The sequence below is a fragment of the Frankia sp. Cppng1_Ct_nod genome (assembly GCF_920656135.1).
Lineage (GTDB): Bacteria > Actinomycetota > Actinomycetes > Frankiales > Frankiaceae > Protofrankia > Protofrankia meridionalis.
In genome coordinates, this window is sequence record NZ_CAKKTK010000010.1 from 23,271 (window position 1) to 40,114 (window position 16,844).

Genomic DNA, 16,844 nt, shown 5'->3' on the forward strand with positions numbered 1-16,844 from the left:
CAACATACGCGTCTGTGAGCTCACGGTTTCTTGCCGACCTGCACATCCATTCCAAGTACTCACGGGCCTGCAGCCGCGACTGCGACCTGGAGCATCTCGCCTGGTGGGCGGCGCGCAAGGGGATCCGGGTGGTGGGCACCGGCGACTTCACCCACCCCGCCTGGACGCAGGAGATCGCGACCAAGCTCGTACCTGCCGAACCCGGTCTGTTCCGGCTGCGCCCGGACCTTGAGGCCGACGTCTTGCGGACGCTGCCCGCCTCCTGCCGGGTGGCGACCCGGTTCATGCTCTCCACGGAGATCTCGACGATCTACAAGCGGGGGGAGAAGACCCGCAAGGTCCACCACCTTCTCTACGCCCCGGACACCGACGCCGCTGGGCGCATCACCGCGAGCCTTGCGAAGATCGGTAATCTCGCCGCGGACGGGCGACCCATCCTGGGCTTGGACTCCCGTGACCTGTTGGAGATCACTCTGGGTGCGGGGGAGGGCTGCTACCTGGTGCCGGCCCACGTGTGGACCCCCTGGTTCGCCGTGCTGGGCTCGAAGTCCGGCTTCGACGCGATCGAGGACTGCTACCTCGACCTTGCCGACAACATCTTCGCTCTGGAAACGGGCCTGTCCGCGGACCCGCCGATGTTCTGGCGGCTGTCTGGACTCGACCGGTTCCGCCTCGTCAGCAACTCCGATGCGCATTCGCCGCCGATGCTCGGCCGGGAGGCGACCGCGTTCACCTGCGAGGTCGACTACTTCGCGATGCTTGCCGCACTGCGCGGCGGGGACGGCTTCGCGGGCACGATCGAGTTCTTCCCGGAAGAGGGCAAGTACCACCTCGATGGTCACCGCAAGTGCGGAGTGCGTTACGAACCGAGCCAGACCCGGGAGGCTGACGGTCGCTGTCCCGAGTGCGGGCGTCCGCTGACCGTCGGTGTCCTGCACCGGGTGGACGCGCTTGCCGATCGCGACGAGGGATTCCGCCCGGCGACCGCGGGCGAGGTGCGTTCGCTGGTCGCCCTGCCCGAGGTCGTCGGGGAGATCCTCGGGGTCGGGCCGAAGAGTAAGGCGGTGGCCGCGCAGGTCACGACCTTGACCGCCCGGCTCGGGCCGGAGCTTGAGATCCTCGGTGAGGTCCCGCTCGAGGCGATCGGTGAGGTCGGCTCGTCCGCGCTGGTCGAAGCCATCCGTCGGCTGCGGCGGGAGGAGGTGATCCGCGAAGCCGGCTTCGACGGCGAGTACGGCGTCATCCGCCTGTTCGACCCGAAGGAGCTTGCCTCGGACGCGGGTACCCTGTTCGACCTCGCACCCGCCCCGGGGACGTCCACGGCCGTGAAGTCGGGGACGTCCGCCGGTACCCGCACCCGTGTCGGACACGGGGGTGCGCGCCGTGCACGGACCGCCCTGGCACCATTGGCCTCACCCGCGGCAGGCACCACCGCGGATCGGGCGCAGGGTCCTGCGCGACGCCCGGTTGATCCGACCGGTTCGACCGGTTCGACCGGTTCGACCGGTTCGGTCGGGTCGTCGACCGGTTCGGTCGGGTCGTCGACCGGTTCGACCGGGTCGTCGGTCGGGTCGTCGATCCTTGATGCTCTCGATTCCGAGCAGCGTGCTGCCGCGGCGGTCACCGAAGGCCCCCTGCTGATCGTCGCCGGGCCGGGTACGGGAAAGACACGCACGTTGGTCCACTCCATCGCGCACCGGGTCCGGGAGCACGCGGTGCCGGCCGAGGAATGCCTGGCTGTGACCTTCACCCGGCGGGCCGCCGCCGAACTACGCGACCGACTCGGCAGGCTTCTTCCCGACGAGGGGACGGACGGGGCGGCAGGCGTCTTCGCGACCACGTTCCACGGGCTGGGCCTGCGGATTGTCCGGGACCAGCACGCCCTGTTCGGTCTGGATGCCGACGTCCGGGTCGCGGACGAGGCGACCCGCGTTGAGATCCTGCGGGAGGCGATGGCCGGGACGGTCTCGGGCGTGCGGAACCTGGAGCGGATCAGGCGCAAGATGGCTGTACTGCGGCGTGCCCGCGCTCTCGGCGAGTCCGCGGCCGGCCATGAGCTGGCCGGGCCGGCGGACCGCTACGACCAGGCGCTGCGTGGCCGCAACCTGGTGGATCTCGATGACCTCGTCCAGCTACCCGTGGTGGCACTGCGGGAACATCCCGAGCTGGCCGAGTCGTATCGGCAGCGGTGGCGGCATCTGTGGGTGGACGAGTACCAGGATGTGGACGAACTGCAGTACGTCCTGTTGACCGCGCTGGCGGGGCGCCCCGCCAGCGCGGATACGGGTGGCTGGCCGGCCGCGAACCTGTGCGCGATCGGTGACCCGGACCAGGCCATCTACTCCTTCCGGGGCTCGGACGTGGGTTTCTTCCTGCGTTTCCGGGATGATTTCCCGGACGCCCGGATGGTTTCGCTGACCCGCAACTACCGCTCCACGTCATCCATCGTGGACGCCGCCGTTCGCCTGATCGAGCCGGTCACGCTGGTACCCGGCCGGACGCTGACGGCCGTGGGCGCGCACCCCGACCAGACCCCGGTGGTGCTGAGCCGTGCCGCGGGTGAGGCCGAGGAGGCCGCGGTCGTGGTGAGCATCATCGAGGAGGCGCTGGGCGGCACGTCCTTCCACGCGCTCGACACCGGGGTGGACTCGACGGGTGAGGCCCGGCTGTCCTTCGCCGACATCGCGGTGCTCTACCGCACCGCACGCCAGGCCCGGCCGGTGATGGACGCCCTTGATCGGCATGGGTTCCCGTTCCAACGGCGGTCCCACAACCGGTTTGCGGATGCGCCTGGCGTCGCGCGTCTGCTGGAACTTGTCGGCGGGCACGACGCCGATCTGTCGGCGCACCGGCGGACTGTCCTTGCGCGGCTGCGTGCCGCGGCGCAGACGGCGATCGACGGCGCTGCCGAGGTGACCGCGGCCGGATCTCCCGGATCTCCCGGATCTCCGAACGAGGCCGAGATCCGGTACGGGCTCGACATTCTGGTGCCGCTCGCCACCGAGTGCGGTGATGATCTGGAGCGGTTCCGGTCCGAGATCGCGCTGGGTGCAGAGGTCGACACCCTCGACCCGCGCGCGGACCGGATATCGCTGTTGACGCTGCACGCGTCCAAGGGTCTGGAGTTCGGCCTCGTCGTCATCATCGGCTGTGAGGACGGCCTGGTGCCGCTGCGCTGGGCGGGCGCATCCACGTCCGGATCTTCGGTCGGTTCCACGTCCATGTCCACGTCTGCATCCGGATCCGCATCCGGATCTTCGCCCGGCGGTGACACCGGGTGGGGTGACACCGGGCGGGATGACACCGGGCGGGATGACGGCGGGGACGACGAGGAGCGCCGGTTGTTGTTCGTCGGCATGACCCGGGCCAAAGAGCGGCTCGTCCTCACACATGCGGCTCGCCGTGGCAGGGGCGGTCAGGTGCTCGAGGTGCGGCCGTCGCCCTTCCTAGATGGCCTCGACGCCCCGTTGCTCCAGCGGCGTTCGGGTCCGGCCAAGTCCCGCTCGGCCCGCGCGAAGGAAGGACGCCAGCTTCGGCTGGTCTGACGGCCGCCTGTCCGACCAGTCCGCCTGTCCGACCAGTCCGTCGGTCAGCGTCTGCGGAAGACCATCGCGAGGTTCCAGGTGACGATCTCCCGCACGCCTGGAACCCGCAGGATGGGCTTTGCCCAGGTCGGGAGATATCGCGGCATCGCGTCCATGATCTGGATGTCCTCCCGGGCGCGCGCCCATGCCAGGGCATCCGTGACCGACACGGAGAACAGGCTGGTGCCGTAGAGGTTCTTGGGCGGGACGCCGGTGCGGCGCTCGTACCGCCGGGCCGCACGGTGGCCGCCGAGGTAGTGCCATGGCGCGGTCTCGTGGCCGCCCCATGGCGACAGCCAGTTGGTGAAGCTCAGGAAGATCACACCGCCGGGTCGGGTGACCCGCACCATCTCCGCGCACATCCGCCATGGGTCCGGCACGTGCTCGAGGACGTTCGACGAGTAGCAGACGTCCACCGAGGCAGTTGCGAATGGCATGTCCAGAGCACTGCCGAGTACCCGACCCGGCTCCACGATGCCGCCTGCGCTCATCTCGGAGATGTCCGGTTCGACCCAGAAGTAGCGGGCGCCGGCCTGCTGGAAGGCGGAGCGGAAGTAGCCCGGGCCGCCTCCGACGTCCAGGATGAGTGCCCCGGTGAGAGAGGTGAACTGGCTGAGCTGGTGCACCGAGTCGGCGGCGAGCAGCGAATAGAACCCGGCGGGATCGACCTGTTCGCGGCGGCAGGCGCGAAAGAGCCTGACGGATCGTCCGATGGAGGTGCCGGCCACGGGCGTCGGCCGGCTCGGCACCGCGGCCGGGGCGGCCGGTACCCGCTCCGGCGAGGTCCGTACCTGCCCCGGCCGGGACGCGTCGGACGGTTTCCCGCTGGGTGCGGCAGGTGTGTCAGGGGTGGATGAAGAACCCCGCGGGGCGGACACCGTCTCGGCCATGCGGGGGACAATAACATCCGACGCCGTTGCCAAAATGTGAGGTTACCTCCGGTTAGGGGCATGTGTGCAAGATCTACCGATCCTGGCCGTGCGGTCGAACCGCCGTGCGGTTGGACATGCTGATTGCGCGCCGGCATCCCGGGGCCTGCTGCGATGGGCGAGGTGCGGTGATCGCATCGCCCTGGGCCTGTCCGGACATCGGCGTCGACACATCCCGGAGTCATGATGATCGAGCTGGTTGCCGGTGCGAACCGGCCGTTACCGGACGGCGCCCTGTCGGTCCGGGTGCCCGGCCCCTTCGACCTGTCGGTTCTCATCACCGGGGACGACGGGAAGGTCGCCGGGGACGCGGATTTCGTCTTCTTCAACCAGCCCTGCGCGCCCGGTGCCCGACTCGACGGAGACAGCATCGGCATCGACCCGGGCGGGCTGCGTCCCGGAGCCAGCAGGGCGGTGGTCGTCGTGAGCCCGGCCGCAGCCGGGCTGGTGCTCGGGCAGCTGCCGCCACCGGTGATGCACCTGCGCGGTCGGGACGGGTCCCCGCTCGCGCGGTTCACCCCGCTGCGGCCAGGCAGCGAGACGGTTCTCCTGCTGGCTGAGATCTACCGGCGTGGGGTCGGCTGGAGAATACGGGCGCTCGGTCAGGGCTATGCGGACGGCCTGGCCGGACTGGCCCGTGACTTCGGCGTCCAGGTCGACGACGACGGCAGTGCTCCGGCGGCGGAGCGGGCCGTGGGGCAGGCGGTGGGGCAGGCGGTGGGCCGTCCACCTGCCGGCCCGGCTTTTGCTGTTGTGGACGTGGTGCGGCAGGTCGCCGTGCTGACGAACGCCGAGCGGGCAAAGGTGGGCGCGCGGCCGCTGACACCGGATGCATGCCTGACCCTGGCGGCGCAGCTGCACAGCGAGGACATGGCGGCGAACAGCTACATGGACCATGTCGGCCTGGATGGCCGCACGATGTCCGACCGCGCGACCGCGGCCGGCTACCGTTACCGCATGTTGGGTGAGAACGTCGCCGCGGGCCAGCAGAGCCCGGCCGAGGTGGTGGCCGGCTGGATGAACAGCCCCGGACATCGAAAGAACATCCTCAACGGCGAGTTCACCCAGATCGGGGTCGGCTGTGCCCGCGGCGGCAGCTACGGCACCTACTGGACGCAGCTCTTCGGCACTCCCGCATGAAATCGGTCAGCCTGGTATCCGGAGAAATCCGGTCAGGACCAGCCCTGTCGGGTGCAATCGTTCGAGCGCCTTCCGGCGGCTGTTCCGGTTGTCGACCTAGTGCTGCTGGTAGACGTGCACGTAGTCGACGTCCACGGTGCTCGGGAAGGCGGTGGTGTTGTCGGCTGCGCCGCCCCAGCTGGAAGGTCCACCGACGTCCAGGTTCACCATGAGATACATCTTCTCCGAAGGAACCAGGTTCGTCAGCCGACCCGTCTCGACGCCGTCGATGTAGAAGGTCAACGATCCGGGCTGCCAATTGACGGCATAGTTGTGATAGTCGGCACTCCAGTCCGTGTTCTTGCCCTTGAACTGGTTTTCGCCGCCGTTCCTGTCGTGCAGCGTCTGGTAGACGGTCGCCTGGTCCTCGCCGATGAATTCCATGAGGTCGATCTCATCGACGGTGTAGGCGGGGTTGTACAGCCAGATGGCGGGCCAGAGCCCCTTACCCTTCGGCAGCTTGGCGCGAACATCCACGTAGCCGTAGGTGAAGGAGTACTTCTGGTCACTGTTGATGATGCCGCTGGTGTACGGAAATATGGAACCGTTGAAGTTGAAGGAGTTTCTGGTGGCGGTGAGATGCGCCTTTCCGTTGCTTTGCGTCACCGCGGAGGGTGAGTAGCAGTCCTGCGCGCCGTGAGTGCCGATGTTGGCACCACAGCGGTTACCCTGCCAGATGTTGGTAACCCACTTGCCCGTGTCGAGGGAACTTCCGTCGAAGTCGTCGTCGAATGCCAGGCTCCAGGTGCTGTCCAGTCCTGGGGGCTTGGTGGATGCGGCGGTGAGTGACAGGGCGGAAGACGAGGCGGTAGCCGCCGGACTCGAAGGCTTCGACGGCGACTTCGGCGTCGCCGCGGGCGGGGTCGCGGGTGCGGGTGACGTGGCTGCGACCGCGGGTGTCGAAGTCGCCGGCTGTATCGCGGCGATTCGCTGCGCCATTGAGGTCGGGGGTGTCGAATCCACTGCTGACGCGGATGTCTTCGGGGCCTGGCAGGCCGCGAGACCGACACCGATGGGTAGCGACAGCGTCATGGCTACGAGCCGCCACCGGGCTCGGAACTTCAGGCTGGTCGATACGGGGGAAAGGTTCGTTGACAAAACAAATCCTTATATGTCCGGTCCCCTCCGGCACCAGGAACGCTAGCACGTTCTGCCATGAGCTCCCAGTATCGGTGAACAACGGTTGACCACTGAAGCAACAACATATTAGCTATCTATGCTGATTCGGTGTGCTCTTTTTTGTCCGTTCCGCTGAGCACCGTGACGTTGACAGCGTGATCGTCCGGATCGTGCAGCAGATGCCGGCCGGGGGCCGGCCGCATTCGGTGGTTGTGGCTGCCGGCTAGGGTGGCCGCGACGTGTTCGGGGCCGTCTCGGTGGCGCTCGACGGTGGATACCAGGCCGAGACCTTCGTGGAAGGCCTGGCAGTCGGCGATGGTGGAGGAGTAGAGGGTCAGCAGGTTCAGGCGGAGGCTGTGCATCGGCTATGGCCTGTGTGAGCGGGTGGCCCGGCGCTGCTGCCGGCCCGCCGTAGGGTGTTCGGGCGAGCAGGACCCGCGCGGTGGCCGCAGCCTCGGACAGCGATGGGAAGACCTGGTCGTGCCGATCATGGCTGCAGGCTCCCTCGACGTCGGCTGAGGTACCCCACGTTCCGTATTGATGTTCATGGGTTCTACTAGGTGCCCCCGGCAGGATTCGAACCTGCGCACCCGCCTCCGGAGGGCGGTGCTCTATCCCCTGAGCTACGGGGGCATCAGGGCAAGCAGTGACACCGTACCAGGGCCACGGGGGTTGTCATGCGGCCGGGAGCCGTAAGCTCCGGATGTGTACTGCGAACCCCCGCGCGTCCTCGTCGTCGACGACGACGCGGTGATCCGTCAGCTCGTGGTGGTCAACCTTGAGCTCGAAGGTTTCGAGGTGCATACCGCGATCGACGGCCTGGACTGCCTCGAGCGGGTACGGGACGTCGCACCGCACGTGATCACACTGGACGTCATGATGCCCCACCTGGACGGATGGGACGTGATCACGCGTCTGCGCAACGACCCCGACACGGCGGACGTCAGGGTGATCATGCTGTCCGCGCGCGCCCAGGCAGCGGACCTCAAGCGGGGGGAGCGGCTCGGCGTCGACTACTACCTCACCAAGCCCTTCGACCCGGACGAGCTGATCGGGGTCGTGCGCAGGCTTGCCGGCCACGGCCAGACCGTCTAGTACGGCAGGTCACTTCGGCGTTCCGGTGCCCTGCCGGGCGGACCGGGCGATCAAGTATGTGGTTCATGACGCCACGGCGACCGGTTCGGGCGTCCCGCGCCGATAGCATCACGCCATGACCCCCGCCGACCTCGCTGAAACCCTGAAGGCCGTCGTCCGGGAACTTGTAGCGGACGGCGAGCTCGACATGGTGGTTCCCGCGATGGTGCCGGTCGAGCGTCCCAAGATGGCCGACCATGGCGACTACGCCACGCCGCTCGCGCTGCAGCTTGCCCGTTCCGCGCGACGCCCGCCCCGTGAGGTGGCCGAGACGGTGGCCGTCCGGCTCCGTCGGGACGGGGCGGTGGCCGGTGTCGACGTGGCCGGGCCGGGTTTCCTCAACATCCGACTGGCCGGCGCGGCCCTCGGGGAGATCGCCCGGACGGTCCTGCGGGCGGGAGATGATCCGACGACCACCGATGTGATCATTGGGCAGGTGGTGTCGCTGACCCGTGCGGGTCAGCCGGTGAGGATGTCGAAGCCAGCGGGGGCGTTGCGCACCATCCAGGACCTCGCGGACGAGGTCGGCGTGGACGCCGCGCGTTACTCGTTCGTCCGCGCGTCGTCGGACTGCGCGCCTACCCTCGACCTGGATGTGATCGCCCGGCAGACCGGTGACAACCCGGTCTTCCGCGTCCAGTACGCCCACGCCCGGATCTGTTCGTTGCTGCGTAACGCCGGTGAGCTGGGACTCTCCGTGGACGTCGAAGGCGCGGACATGTCGCTGCTGATCCATCCGCGTGAGGGCGACCTGCTGCGGGCACTGGGCGAACTGCCCAGGGTCGTCGAGTCCGCCGCCGAGCTGCGGGCACCGCACCGGGTGGCGCGGTACCTGGAGGAACTCGCCGGCACCTACCACCGGTTCCACGACGCCTGCCGGGTACTGCCTCAGGGGGACGAGGAGACGGGCGCGTTGACCGGAGCGCGACTGGTACTGGCCGATGCGACCAGAGCGGTGCTCGCGGGTGGCCTGCGGCTGCTGGGCGTGTCGGCTCCGACGAGGATGTGACTGCCGTGCCCGACCAGGTCCACGTACCTGACGCCGCTTCACCTGAGGTGGCCTCGTGCGAAGCTCAGCGGCAGCCTGATACCCAGCAGCTCGAGGACGGGCTGTGGCCGGCGTCGGCGGCCCTCGACGCCGACGGTGTGCTGCGCGTCGGCGGGCTGCGTGTGGACGCGCTGGCAGCCGAGTTCGCCACCCCCGCCTACCTCCTGGACGAGGACGACTTCCGGGCCCGCTGCCGGGCCTGGCGCTCCGCTTTCGCCGACGGTGACGTCTACTACGCAGGCAAGGCGTTGCTGTGCCGGTCGATCGCCCGCTGGGTGGCCGATGAGGGGCTCTGCCTGGACGTCTGCACCGGCGGGGAGCTGGGGGTCGCCGAGGCGGTGGCCTTCCCGCCCGAGCGGCTGCTCTTCCACGGCAACAACAAGTCCGGAGCCGAGCTGCGGCGCGCGGTCGCCTACGGGGTCGGGCGGATCGTCGTCGACTCGTTCATGGAGATCTCCCGGTTGGCCGCGGTGGCGGCCGACGCCGGTGTGCGCCAGCGGGTGTTCGTGCGGGTCACGCCCGGGGTGGAAGCCCACACCCACCACTACGTGGCCACCGGGCAGGAGGACCAGAAGTTCGGCTTCTCGCTGGCCAGCGGTGCTGCGGCCGAGGCCATCAGGCGGGTGCTGGCCGCGTCTGAACACCTGGAACTCGCCGGGATGCACGCCCACATCGGTTCGCAGATCTTCGACACCGCCGGATTCGGGCTGGCCGCCCACCGGATGGTCGGGCTGCTCGCAGCCGTTCGTGACACCCATGGCGTCGAACTACCCGAACTCGACCTGGGCGGTGGTCTCGGTATCGCCTACACCAGCGAGGACGCGCCGCTCGACGTCGCCGACGTCGCCTACCGGCTGCGCACGATCGTCGGGAAGGAGTGCGCGGCGGCCGGACTCGCCGTCCCGCGACTGGCGGTCGAGCCCGGCCGGGCGATCAGCGGCCCCACGGCGATCACGCTGTACGAGGTCGGGACGGTCAAGGAACTGCCCGGACTGCGCACCTACGTCAGCGTCGACGGCGGGATGAGCGACAACATCCGCACCGCGCTGTACGACGCGCGTTACACCGCCCGGCTGGTGTCCCGGCGCAGTTCGTCCGCCCCGCACCTGGTGACGCTTGTCGGCAAGCACTGCGAGTCCGGCGACGTGGTCGCGCACGATGTCGCGCTACCGGTCGACGTCCAGCCCGGAGACCTTGTCGCGGTGCCGGCGAGCGGGGCTTATCACCGGTCGATGGCGAGCAACTACAACCATGTTCCCCGACCGCCGGTGATCGCGGTCCGGGCCGGGCGGGCACGGGTGATCGTCCGCCGGGAGACCGAGGCGGACCTGCTGCGCCTCGACGTCGACGAAGCCGAGGCTGACATCGACGAGGGCGGGGTCGACCGGAGCGGGGTCGACCGGAGCGGGGTCGACCGGAGCGGGGTCGACCGGAGCGGGGTCGACCGGAGCGGGGTCGACGGGGTTGGTGCGGACACACGATGAGGAACCCACGATGAGGATTGCGCTGCTCGGGTGCGGTGTGGTCGGCGGCGACGTCGTCCGGTTGCTGCACACCCACGCCGAGGACCTCACCGCCCGGGTGGGCACGCCCCTAGAGCTCACCGGTATCGCAGTCCGCCGGCTGTCCCTGGCCCGGGACCTGCCGGTCGGTTCGGCGGTCTTCACGACGGACGCGTACGGCCTGGCAACCCGTGACGACGTCGACATCGTCGTGGAGGTGGTGGGCGGCATCGAACCGGCCCGTAGCTGGCTGCTGGCGGCGCTGCACGCGGGAAAGTCGGTGGTGACCGCCAACAAGGCGCTGCTGGCCACCCACGGCGCGGAGTTGCACGACGCGGCTGCCGCGAACGGCGTGGACCTGTACTACGAGGCCGCGGTCGCCGGTGCGATCCCGCTGCTGCGTCCGCTGCGGGAAAGCCTCGCGGGGGATCGGGTCCGGCGTGTCCTCGGCATTGTCAACGGCACCACCAACTTCATCCTCACCCGGATGGATGAGACCGGCGCCGGATTCGCGGAGGCGCTGGAGGAGGCGACCACGCTCGGGTACGCGGAGGCCGACCCGAGCGCGGACATCGACGGCTACGACGCCGCGGCAAAGGCGGCGATCACCGCGCAGCTTGCCTTCCACACCAGGGTGACCCTGGACGACGTCTACCGGGAGGGTATCGGCAACGTCACCGCCGCGGACATCGCCAGCGCCCGGGCGATGGGCTGCACGGTGAAGGCCCTCGCCATTGCCGAACGTTCACCGGACACGCCGGGGGTGAGCGTGCGGGTGCATCCCGCGATGATTCCCCGGTCGCATCCGCTGGCCGGGGTCCGGGAGGTGTTCAACGCTGTTTTCGTCGAAGCGGAGGCGGCTGGGCAGCTGATGTTCTACGGTCGTGGGGCGGGTGGTTCGCCCACGGCGTCCGCGGTGTTGGGCGACCTTGTCGCGGTGGCGCGCAACCGCCTCAGCGGCCGTCGGGGTCCGGGCGAGTCCGCTTACGCTGACCTGCCGGTTCTGCCGATGGGTAGAACGGTGACGCGTTACCACATCAACCTGGATGTCACGGACAAGACCGGGGTGCTCGCCTCGGTTGCCGCTGCCTTTGCCCGTCAGGACGTGTCCATACAGAGTGTCCGTCAGGACGGCCACGGTGACGACGCCAGTCTCGTTCTGATCACACACACCGCCACCGATGCGGCCTTGTCCGCGACTGTGGAGGAGCTGCGGGAACTGGACGTCGTGCGTGCGGTCGCGAGCGTCATGCGGGTCGAGGGAGGCGAGCTGTGACGATGGCATCGCAAACAGCCATGACATCACCGGTGGCCAGGACAACCGAAACGGGAGCTCGTGGTGAGACCCCGGTCCGGCGGGTGTGGCGGGGTGTGATCGAGGAGTACCGGGACCGGCTTCCGGTCTCCCCGGAGACGCCGGTCGTGACCCTCCGAGAGGGCGGTACCCCCCTGCTGCCCGCGCCCCATCTGTCCGAGCTGACCCGGTGTGATGTGCATCTCAAGGTCGAGGGTGCCAATCCGACCGGATCGTTCAAGGACCGTGGGATGACCATGGCGATCAGTCGCGCGGTGGAAGCCGGCTCGCAGGCGGTGATCTGCGCGTCCACGGGTAACACCAGCGCGAGTGCTGCCGCGTACGCGGCTCGGGCCGGGCTGACCTGCGCTGTTCTCGTCCCCAGCGGCAAGATCGCTTTGGGGAAGCTGGCGCAGGCGCTGGTCCACGGGGCCCGTCTCCTCCAGCTCGACGGTTCCTTCGACGACTGCCTGCGGGTCGCCCGTGAGCTCGCCGACACCTTCCCGGTGACCCTCGTCAACTCGGTGAACCCGTTCCGTCTGGAGGGGCAGAAGACCGCGGCCTTCGAAATCGTCGAGGATCTGGGGTCGGCGCCCGACGTCCACTGCCTGCCGGTCGGAAACGCCGGGAACATCACCGCGTACTGGCGTGGCTACGTCGAGGAGGACACCCGCCACGGTTCGGGCCGGCCCCGTATGCATGGCTTCCAGGCGGCCGGTGCCGCGCCCATCGTGCGGGGCAGCGTGGTCACCGCACCGCAGACGATCGCCACGGCGATCCGGATCGGCAACCCCGCGTCGTGGGAGTTCGCCCTGGATGCCAGGGACGCATCCGGCGGTTCGATCGACGCGGTGAACGACCGTCAGATCCTGGCGGCCTACCGCCTGCTCGCGCGGCGGGAGGGCGTGTTCGTGGAACCGTCCAGCGCCGCGAGCATCGCGGGACTGCTCCAGGCGTGTGCCGCGGGTCTCATCGAGGCCGGCGAGCGGGTTGTCTGCACGGTGACGGGCAACGGTCTCAAGGATCCCGACTGGGCGATCAGCGGCGCGGCCAAACCGGTGACCATCCCGGCGACAGTGGTGGCCGCGGCTGCCGCCCTCGACCTGCAGCGGTCGTGAGCCGTCCGGTGCGGGTCGCCGCCCCGATGGCGGTGCGGGTGCGGGTGCCGGCGACCAGCGCCAACCTCGGTCCGGGGTTCGACGCCTGCGGTCTTGCGCTCGGCCTGTACGACGAGCTGACGGTCGCGGTCACCGGCACCGACCTGTCGATCGACGTGACCGGGGAGGACGACGGCCTACGGGACGAGACCCACCTGGTCGTGCGTGCCCTGCGGGCCGGTTTCGCCGCGCTCGGCCTCGCACCGGCGGGGCTGCGCCTCACCTGCGTCAACCGCATCCCGCACGGTCGTGGCCTGGGCTCGTCGGCCGCCGCGATCGTGGCGGGCCTGATCGCCGCCGCCGCCCTCGGTGAAGCCCGACTGAGCACCCGGGACGTCTTCGCCCTTGCCTGCGCGATCGAAGGGCATCCGGACAATGTCGCCGCCGCCCTGTACGGCGGCTTCACCGTTGCCTGGTATGACGGTACCGGCGCTGCGCGGGTGGCACGCACCGCACCCCCGGCTGACCTGCGGCCGGTGGCGTTCGTTCCCGGCCGTCGTCAACTCACGTCCGAGTCGCGGGTGGCGCTGCCGGTGGATGTGCCTCATGTCGACGCGGCGGCGAACGCGGGTCGAGCCGCCCTGCTGGCAATGGCGATGTCCGGGACACTGCTGTCCGAGCCCGGCGATAGTGAGCCCGGCGATAGTGAGCCGGGTAATAGTCCGAATAGAAATGGTCTGCCCCGTGGCGGTCGGCTGGACACGGCGTCCTGGCAGGAGGCGTTGGTGGCGGCCACCGACGACCGGCTGCACCAGCCCTACCGGCTGCCGGCCATGCCCGAAACCCGTGACCTGATCGGGCGGTTGCGTGCGGCAGGGCTGGCCGCCGTGCTGTCGGGTTCGGGACCGACGGTGCTGGCCTTGGCCGTCGGTGAGGATCAGGCTGCGCTTGCGCGTGAATGCGGTGGGAGCGGCTTCACCGTGCTCGACCTGGCTGTCGACCGCGACGGGGCGCGGGTCGAGGTCGTCGCGGGCTGACGCCACCAGCTCCTGCCCGCCCGACCGTCTATCGCCCGACCGTCTATCGCCCGACCGTCTACTGCCCGAAATGCCCTGCCGGCCCATGCGCGTCTTCCCGAGCACGGCATGTCAGGCGCGACATCCCGACCGAAATGGTCGCGGCCCAGGTGGGAAACGGAGGACCTGGAAGCAAAGCCGCTCGAAGGTTGTTGCCCAGGTGACTCCGTCTGGATAGTCTGATGACTGCACTCGCTGCCGCCGCGGCGCGTGCTCGCCCGTCGGCGCCACCGGCTCGTCGTAGCCGGATCTGGTACCGGAACTTGGTGCCTCAGCCTCGTCATCGAAGCCTCGGCCAGCACCGACAAGTCCTCAGCGGGATTGACGAGTTCGCACGCGGTGCTCAGCCGTTGGCGCCGTCCACGGGCGCTCTGCTTGCCCACCTGGCGCTGAACATCATTTCCATGTGGGATGCCCAGGTGAAGAAGGTCAACAAGCGTCACCCAGCTCCCGTGAGCTGGTCCCTTCAGGGAAGGAACATCTTGAGCGACACCACCGACGTGCTGCCTGACAGCGCACGCGAGTCCGCGGAGTCCCAGACATCGACGTCATCCGTGGACGCTGGCTCCCCGCGACGCCGGCGGTCAGGCACCGGCCTTTCAGCCATGCTCCTGCCGGAGCTGCAGGCCATGGCAAGTTCGTTGGGTATCCAGGGCGTGGGACGCCTGCGAAAGGGGCAGCTCATCGCGGCCATCCAGAACGTGCAGGCACCGATCTCCACGACCGAGGGTGAGAACGTGGCAGCCACCCGTCTAGAGGCGGCCCCCAGCGTGAAGCCGGCCCGGACCACACAGGCCGTGGATGCCACCGACCCGACGGTCGCGAGCCAGGTTGGGACGACAGCGGGCGTCGCCACCCGTAGTCGCAGCCGGCGGGGCGCCTCCCGGGCATCGGGAAGTCCGTCCACCGCCTCCAACGAACAGGGAACCCTGACCGACGTCCTGCCCGATCCGCGGGACACCCGGAGCGCGGTGGTCACCTCCGCTCCCGCTTCCGTGAGCGGTTCGCAGAGCGTGCGGACCGCCGTCCCGGACGAAGTGGCCTCAGCCGTGCCGGTAGCCGCGTCCGTCGCGGCGAAGGACAGTGCCCCTGGCACAACCGCATCCTCCGAACCGGTTTCCGTCGCCTCGGCGGAGACGTCCGTTGTCGAGCCGGCCAGTACTCCCCGGGTTTCGGAGAACGGCAGCACCCGGGGCCGGGAGGACCGACGTGAGCGCCAGCAGCCCGAGGGCGACCGCGCGTCGGGCGAGCGTCCTGTAGCCGGTGAGCGCCAGGGCCGCCAGCAGGGCGACCGCCAGGGCCGTGGGCAGTCTGATCGTGGGCAGTCTGATCGTGGGCAGTCTGATCGTGGGCAGTCCGACCGTGGGCAGTCCGACCGTGGGCAGTCCGACCGTGGGCAGTCCGACCGTGGGCAGTCCGACCGTGGGCAGTCCGACCGTGGGCAGTCCGACCGTGGGCAGTCCGACCGTGGGCAGTCCGATCGCGACGACGACTTCGGCGGTGGAAACCGGCGGAACCGCGGCCGGTTCCGTGAGCGGGGTCGCGGCCGTGCTCGCCAGGGCGGTGGTTTCAGCGAGTCGGAGCCGGTTGTCCGCGAGGACGACGTGCTCGTCCCCGTCGCGGGCATCCTCGACGTTCTCGACAACTACGCGTTCGTGCGCACCAGTGGCTACCTGACTGGCCCGACCGATGTCTACGTGAGCCTGGCCCAGGTCCGCCGGCATGGTCTGCGTCGCGGTGACGCGATCACGGGGGTCGTCCGGGCACCGCAGGAAGGCGAGCAGCGGCGGGACAAGTACAACGCACTGGTCCGGCTCGACACGGTCAACGGGCTGGAACCGGACGAGGCGCGCAACCGCCCCGAATTCACCAAACTCACCCCGCTCTACCCGCAGGAGCGCCTGCGGTTGGAGACCGAGCCGCAGCTGCTGACGACCCGGGTCATCGACCTGGTGATGCCGCTTGGAAAGGGCCAGCGGGCGCTGATCGTCAGCCCTCCGAAGGCGGGCAAGACGATGGTGCTGCAGGCCATCGCGAACGCGATCACGACGAACAACCCGGAATGCCACCTCATGGTCGTTCTCGTCGACGAACGTCCGGAAGAGGTGACCGACATGCAGCGGTCGGTTAAGGGTGAGGTCATCGCCTCAACCTTCGACCGGCCGCCGTCGGACCACACCAGTGTCGCCGAGCTGTCCATCGAGCGGGCCAAACGGCTGGTGGAACTGGGCGAGGACGTCGTCGTACTACTCGACTCGATCACCCGTCTCGGGCGGGCCTACAACCTGGCCGCACCTGCGTCCGGCCGGATTCTGTCGGGTGGTGTGGATTCCACCGCGCTCTACCCGCCGAAACGGTTCCTCGGTGCCGCGAGGAACATCGAGAACGGCGGGTCGTTGACGATCATCGCTACGGCTCTGGTGGAGACGGGCTCCACGATGGACACTGTGATCTTCGAGGAGTTCAAGGGCACCGGCAATGCCGAGCTCAAGCTGGATCGGAAGATCGCAGACAAGCGAATCTTCCCCGCGATCGACGTCGACCCCTCCGGAACCCGTAAGGAGGACATCCTGCTTGCGCCGGACGAGCTTGTGATCATGCATAAGCTGCGCCGGGTCCTGCACACGCTGGAGTCGCAGCAGGCGCTTGACCTTCTTCTGGACAGGTTGAAGAAGACGCGGACGAACTACGAGTTCCTGATGCAGATCGCGACTGCCACTCCGGGTCAGGACTGAGCGCAGTCCCGGGCCGGTACCCGCAAGGTGCCGGCCCGGGGCGGGCATGCGGTTCTGGCACGGCATGCGGTTCTGGCACACTGGGCTGTTGACACCCGGCACCGGTTCACGTCCTCGCAGATGTGGCAGGGCGACCCGGCGGCCACT

Annotated in this window: 12 protein-coding genes and 1 tRNA gene; 9 read left to right on the forward strand and 4 right to left on the reverse strand. The window is 69.1% G+C overall.

The window, feature by feature from the left end; translation table 11 throughout:
* The first annotated feature begins 14 nt into the window (after positions 1-14).
* Positions 15-3,545: a UvrD-helicase domain-containing protein gene (locus tag NBW77_RS05125; protein ID WP_250279352.1), complete on the forward strand. Its 3,531-nt coding sequence runs from the start codon at positions 15-17 to the stop codon at positions 3,543-3,545.
* Between the two features lie 44 nt (positions 3,546-3,589).
* On the opposite strand, the gene NBW77_RS05130 is transcribed toward NBW77_RS05125, so the two are convergent.
* A complete protein-coding gene (locus NBW77_RS05130; protein WP_131748375.1) occupies positions 3,590-4,474 on the reverse strand; it encodes a class I SAM-dependent methyltransferase in 885 nt (294 codons plus the stop codon).
* Between the two features lie 222 nt (positions 4,475-4,696).
* Between NBW77_RS05130 and NBW77_RS05135 the strand changes: the two genes are divergently transcribed.
* The gene (locus tag NBW77_RS05135; protein WP_349816966.1) at positions 4,697-5,653 is read left to right on the forward strand and encodes a CAP domain-containing protein; all 957 of its coding nucleotides are present in this window, start codon (positions 4,697-4,699) and stop codon (positions 5,651-5,653) included.
* 96 nt (positions 5,654-5,749) lie between these two features.
* Here NBW77_RS05135 and NBW77_RS05140 read toward each other — a convergent pair whose 3' ends face one another.
* From NBW77_RS05140 to NBW77_RS05150, 3 genes are all read right to left on the reverse strand, one after another.
* Positions 5,750-6,790, reverse strand: coding sequence for a glycoside hydrolase family 16 protein (locus tag NBW77_RS05140; protein ID WP_165486275.1), 1,041 nt, complete (start codon positions 6,788-6,790; stop codon positions 5,750-5,752).
* Positions 6,791-6,906: 116 nt separating this feature from the next.
* The gene (locus NBW77_RS05145) at positions 6,907-7,173 is read right to left on the reverse strand and encodes a hypothetical protein (RefSeq protein ID WP_131748371.1); all 267 of its coding nucleotides are present in this window, start codon (positions 7,171-7,173) and stop codon (positions 6,907-6,909) included.
* A gap of 199 nt (positions 7,174-7,372) precedes the next feature.
* A tRNA-Arg gene (locus tag NBW77_RS05150) sits at positions 7,373-7,444 on the reverse strand.
* Positions 7,445-7,516: 72 nt separating this feature from the next.
* On the opposite strand from NBW77_RS05150, the gene NBW77_RS05155 reads away from it, so the two are divergent.
* From NBW77_RS05155 to rho, 7 genes are all read left to right on the forward strand, one after another.
* Positions 7,517-7,906: a response regulator transcription factor gene (locus tag NBW77_RS05155; RefSeq protein ID WP_131748369.1), complete on the forward strand. Its 390-nt coding sequence runs from the start codon at positions 7,517-7,519 to the stop codon at positions 7,904-7,906.
* A gap of 115 nt (positions 7,907-8,021) precedes the next feature.
* Positions 8,022-8,954 (forward strand): DALR anticodon-binding domain-containing protein, encoded by a 933-nt coding sequence (locus NBW77_RS05160; RefSeq protein WP_131748367.1) that lies wholly within the window; start codon positions 8,022-8,024, stop codon positions 8,952-8,954.
* A 5-nt stretch (positions 8,955-8,959) separates the two neighbouring features.
* A complete protein-coding gene (gene lysA / locus NBW77_RS05165; RefSeq protein ID WP_131748365.1) occupies positions 8,960-10,477 on the forward strand; it encodes a diaminopimelate decarboxylase in 1,518 nt (505 codons plus the stop codon).
* A gap of 10 nt (positions 10,478-10,487) precedes the next feature.
* Positions 10,488-11,771, forward strand: coding sequence for a homoserine dehydrogenase (locus tag NBW77_RS05170; RefSeq protein ID WP_131748363.1), 1,284 nt, complete (start codon positions 10,488-10,490; stop codon positions 11,769-11,771).
* Between the two features lie 20 nt (positions 11,772-11,791).
* Positions 11,792-12,907 carry a threonine synthase gene (gene thrC / locus NBW77_RS05175; RefSeq protein WP_131748500.1) on the forward strand — a complete coding sequence of 372 codons (1,116 nt, stop codon included), beginning with the start codon at positions 11,792-11,794 and terminating at the stop codon, positions 12,905-12,907.
* Entirely contained in the window at positions 12,904-13,923 is a 1,020-nt protein-coding gene (locus NBW77_RS05180) for a homoserine kinase (protein WP_242606056.1), read from the forward strand. Before thrC ends, NBW77_RS05180 begins: the two co-directional genes overlap by 4 nt.
* A 521-nt stretch (positions 13,924-14,444) precedes the next feature.
* Positions 14,445-16,697, forward strand: coding sequence for a transcription termination factor Rho (rho, locus tag NBW77_RS05190; RefSeq protein WP_349816967.1), 2,253 nt, complete (start codon positions 14,445-14,447; stop codon positions 16,695-16,697).
* Positions 16,698-16,844: the final 147 nt, after the last annotated feature.

What these genes read in the sequence shown, in the direction of transcription:
- NBW77_RS05145 (WP_131748371.1), bottom strand. Translation starts at nt 7,173, where the DNA reads ATGCACAGCCTCCGCCTGAACCTGCTGACCCTCTACTCCTCCACCATC.
- thrC (WP_131748500.1), top strand. Translation starts at nt 11,792, where the DNA reads ATGACATCACCGGTGGCCAGGACAACCGAAACGGGAGCTCGTGGTGAG.
- NBW77_RS05130 (WP_131748375.1), bottom strand. Translation starts at nt 4,474, where the DNA reads ATGGCCGAGACGGTGTCCGCCCCGCGGGGTTCTTCATCCACCCCTGAC.
- NBW77_RS05160 (WP_131748367.1), top strand. Translation starts at nt 8,022, where the DNA reads ATGACCCCCGCCGACCTCGCTGAAACCCTGAAGGCCGTCGTCCGGGAA.
- NBW77_RS05135 (WP_349816966.1), top strand. Translation starts at nt 4,697, where the DNA reads ATGATGATCGAGCTGGTTGCCGGTGCGAACCGGCCGTTACCGGACGGC.
- NBW77_RS05170 (WP_131748363.1), top strand. Translation starts at nt 10,488, where the DNA reads ATGAGGATTGCGCTGCTCGGGTGCGGTGTGGTCGGCGGCGACGTCGTC.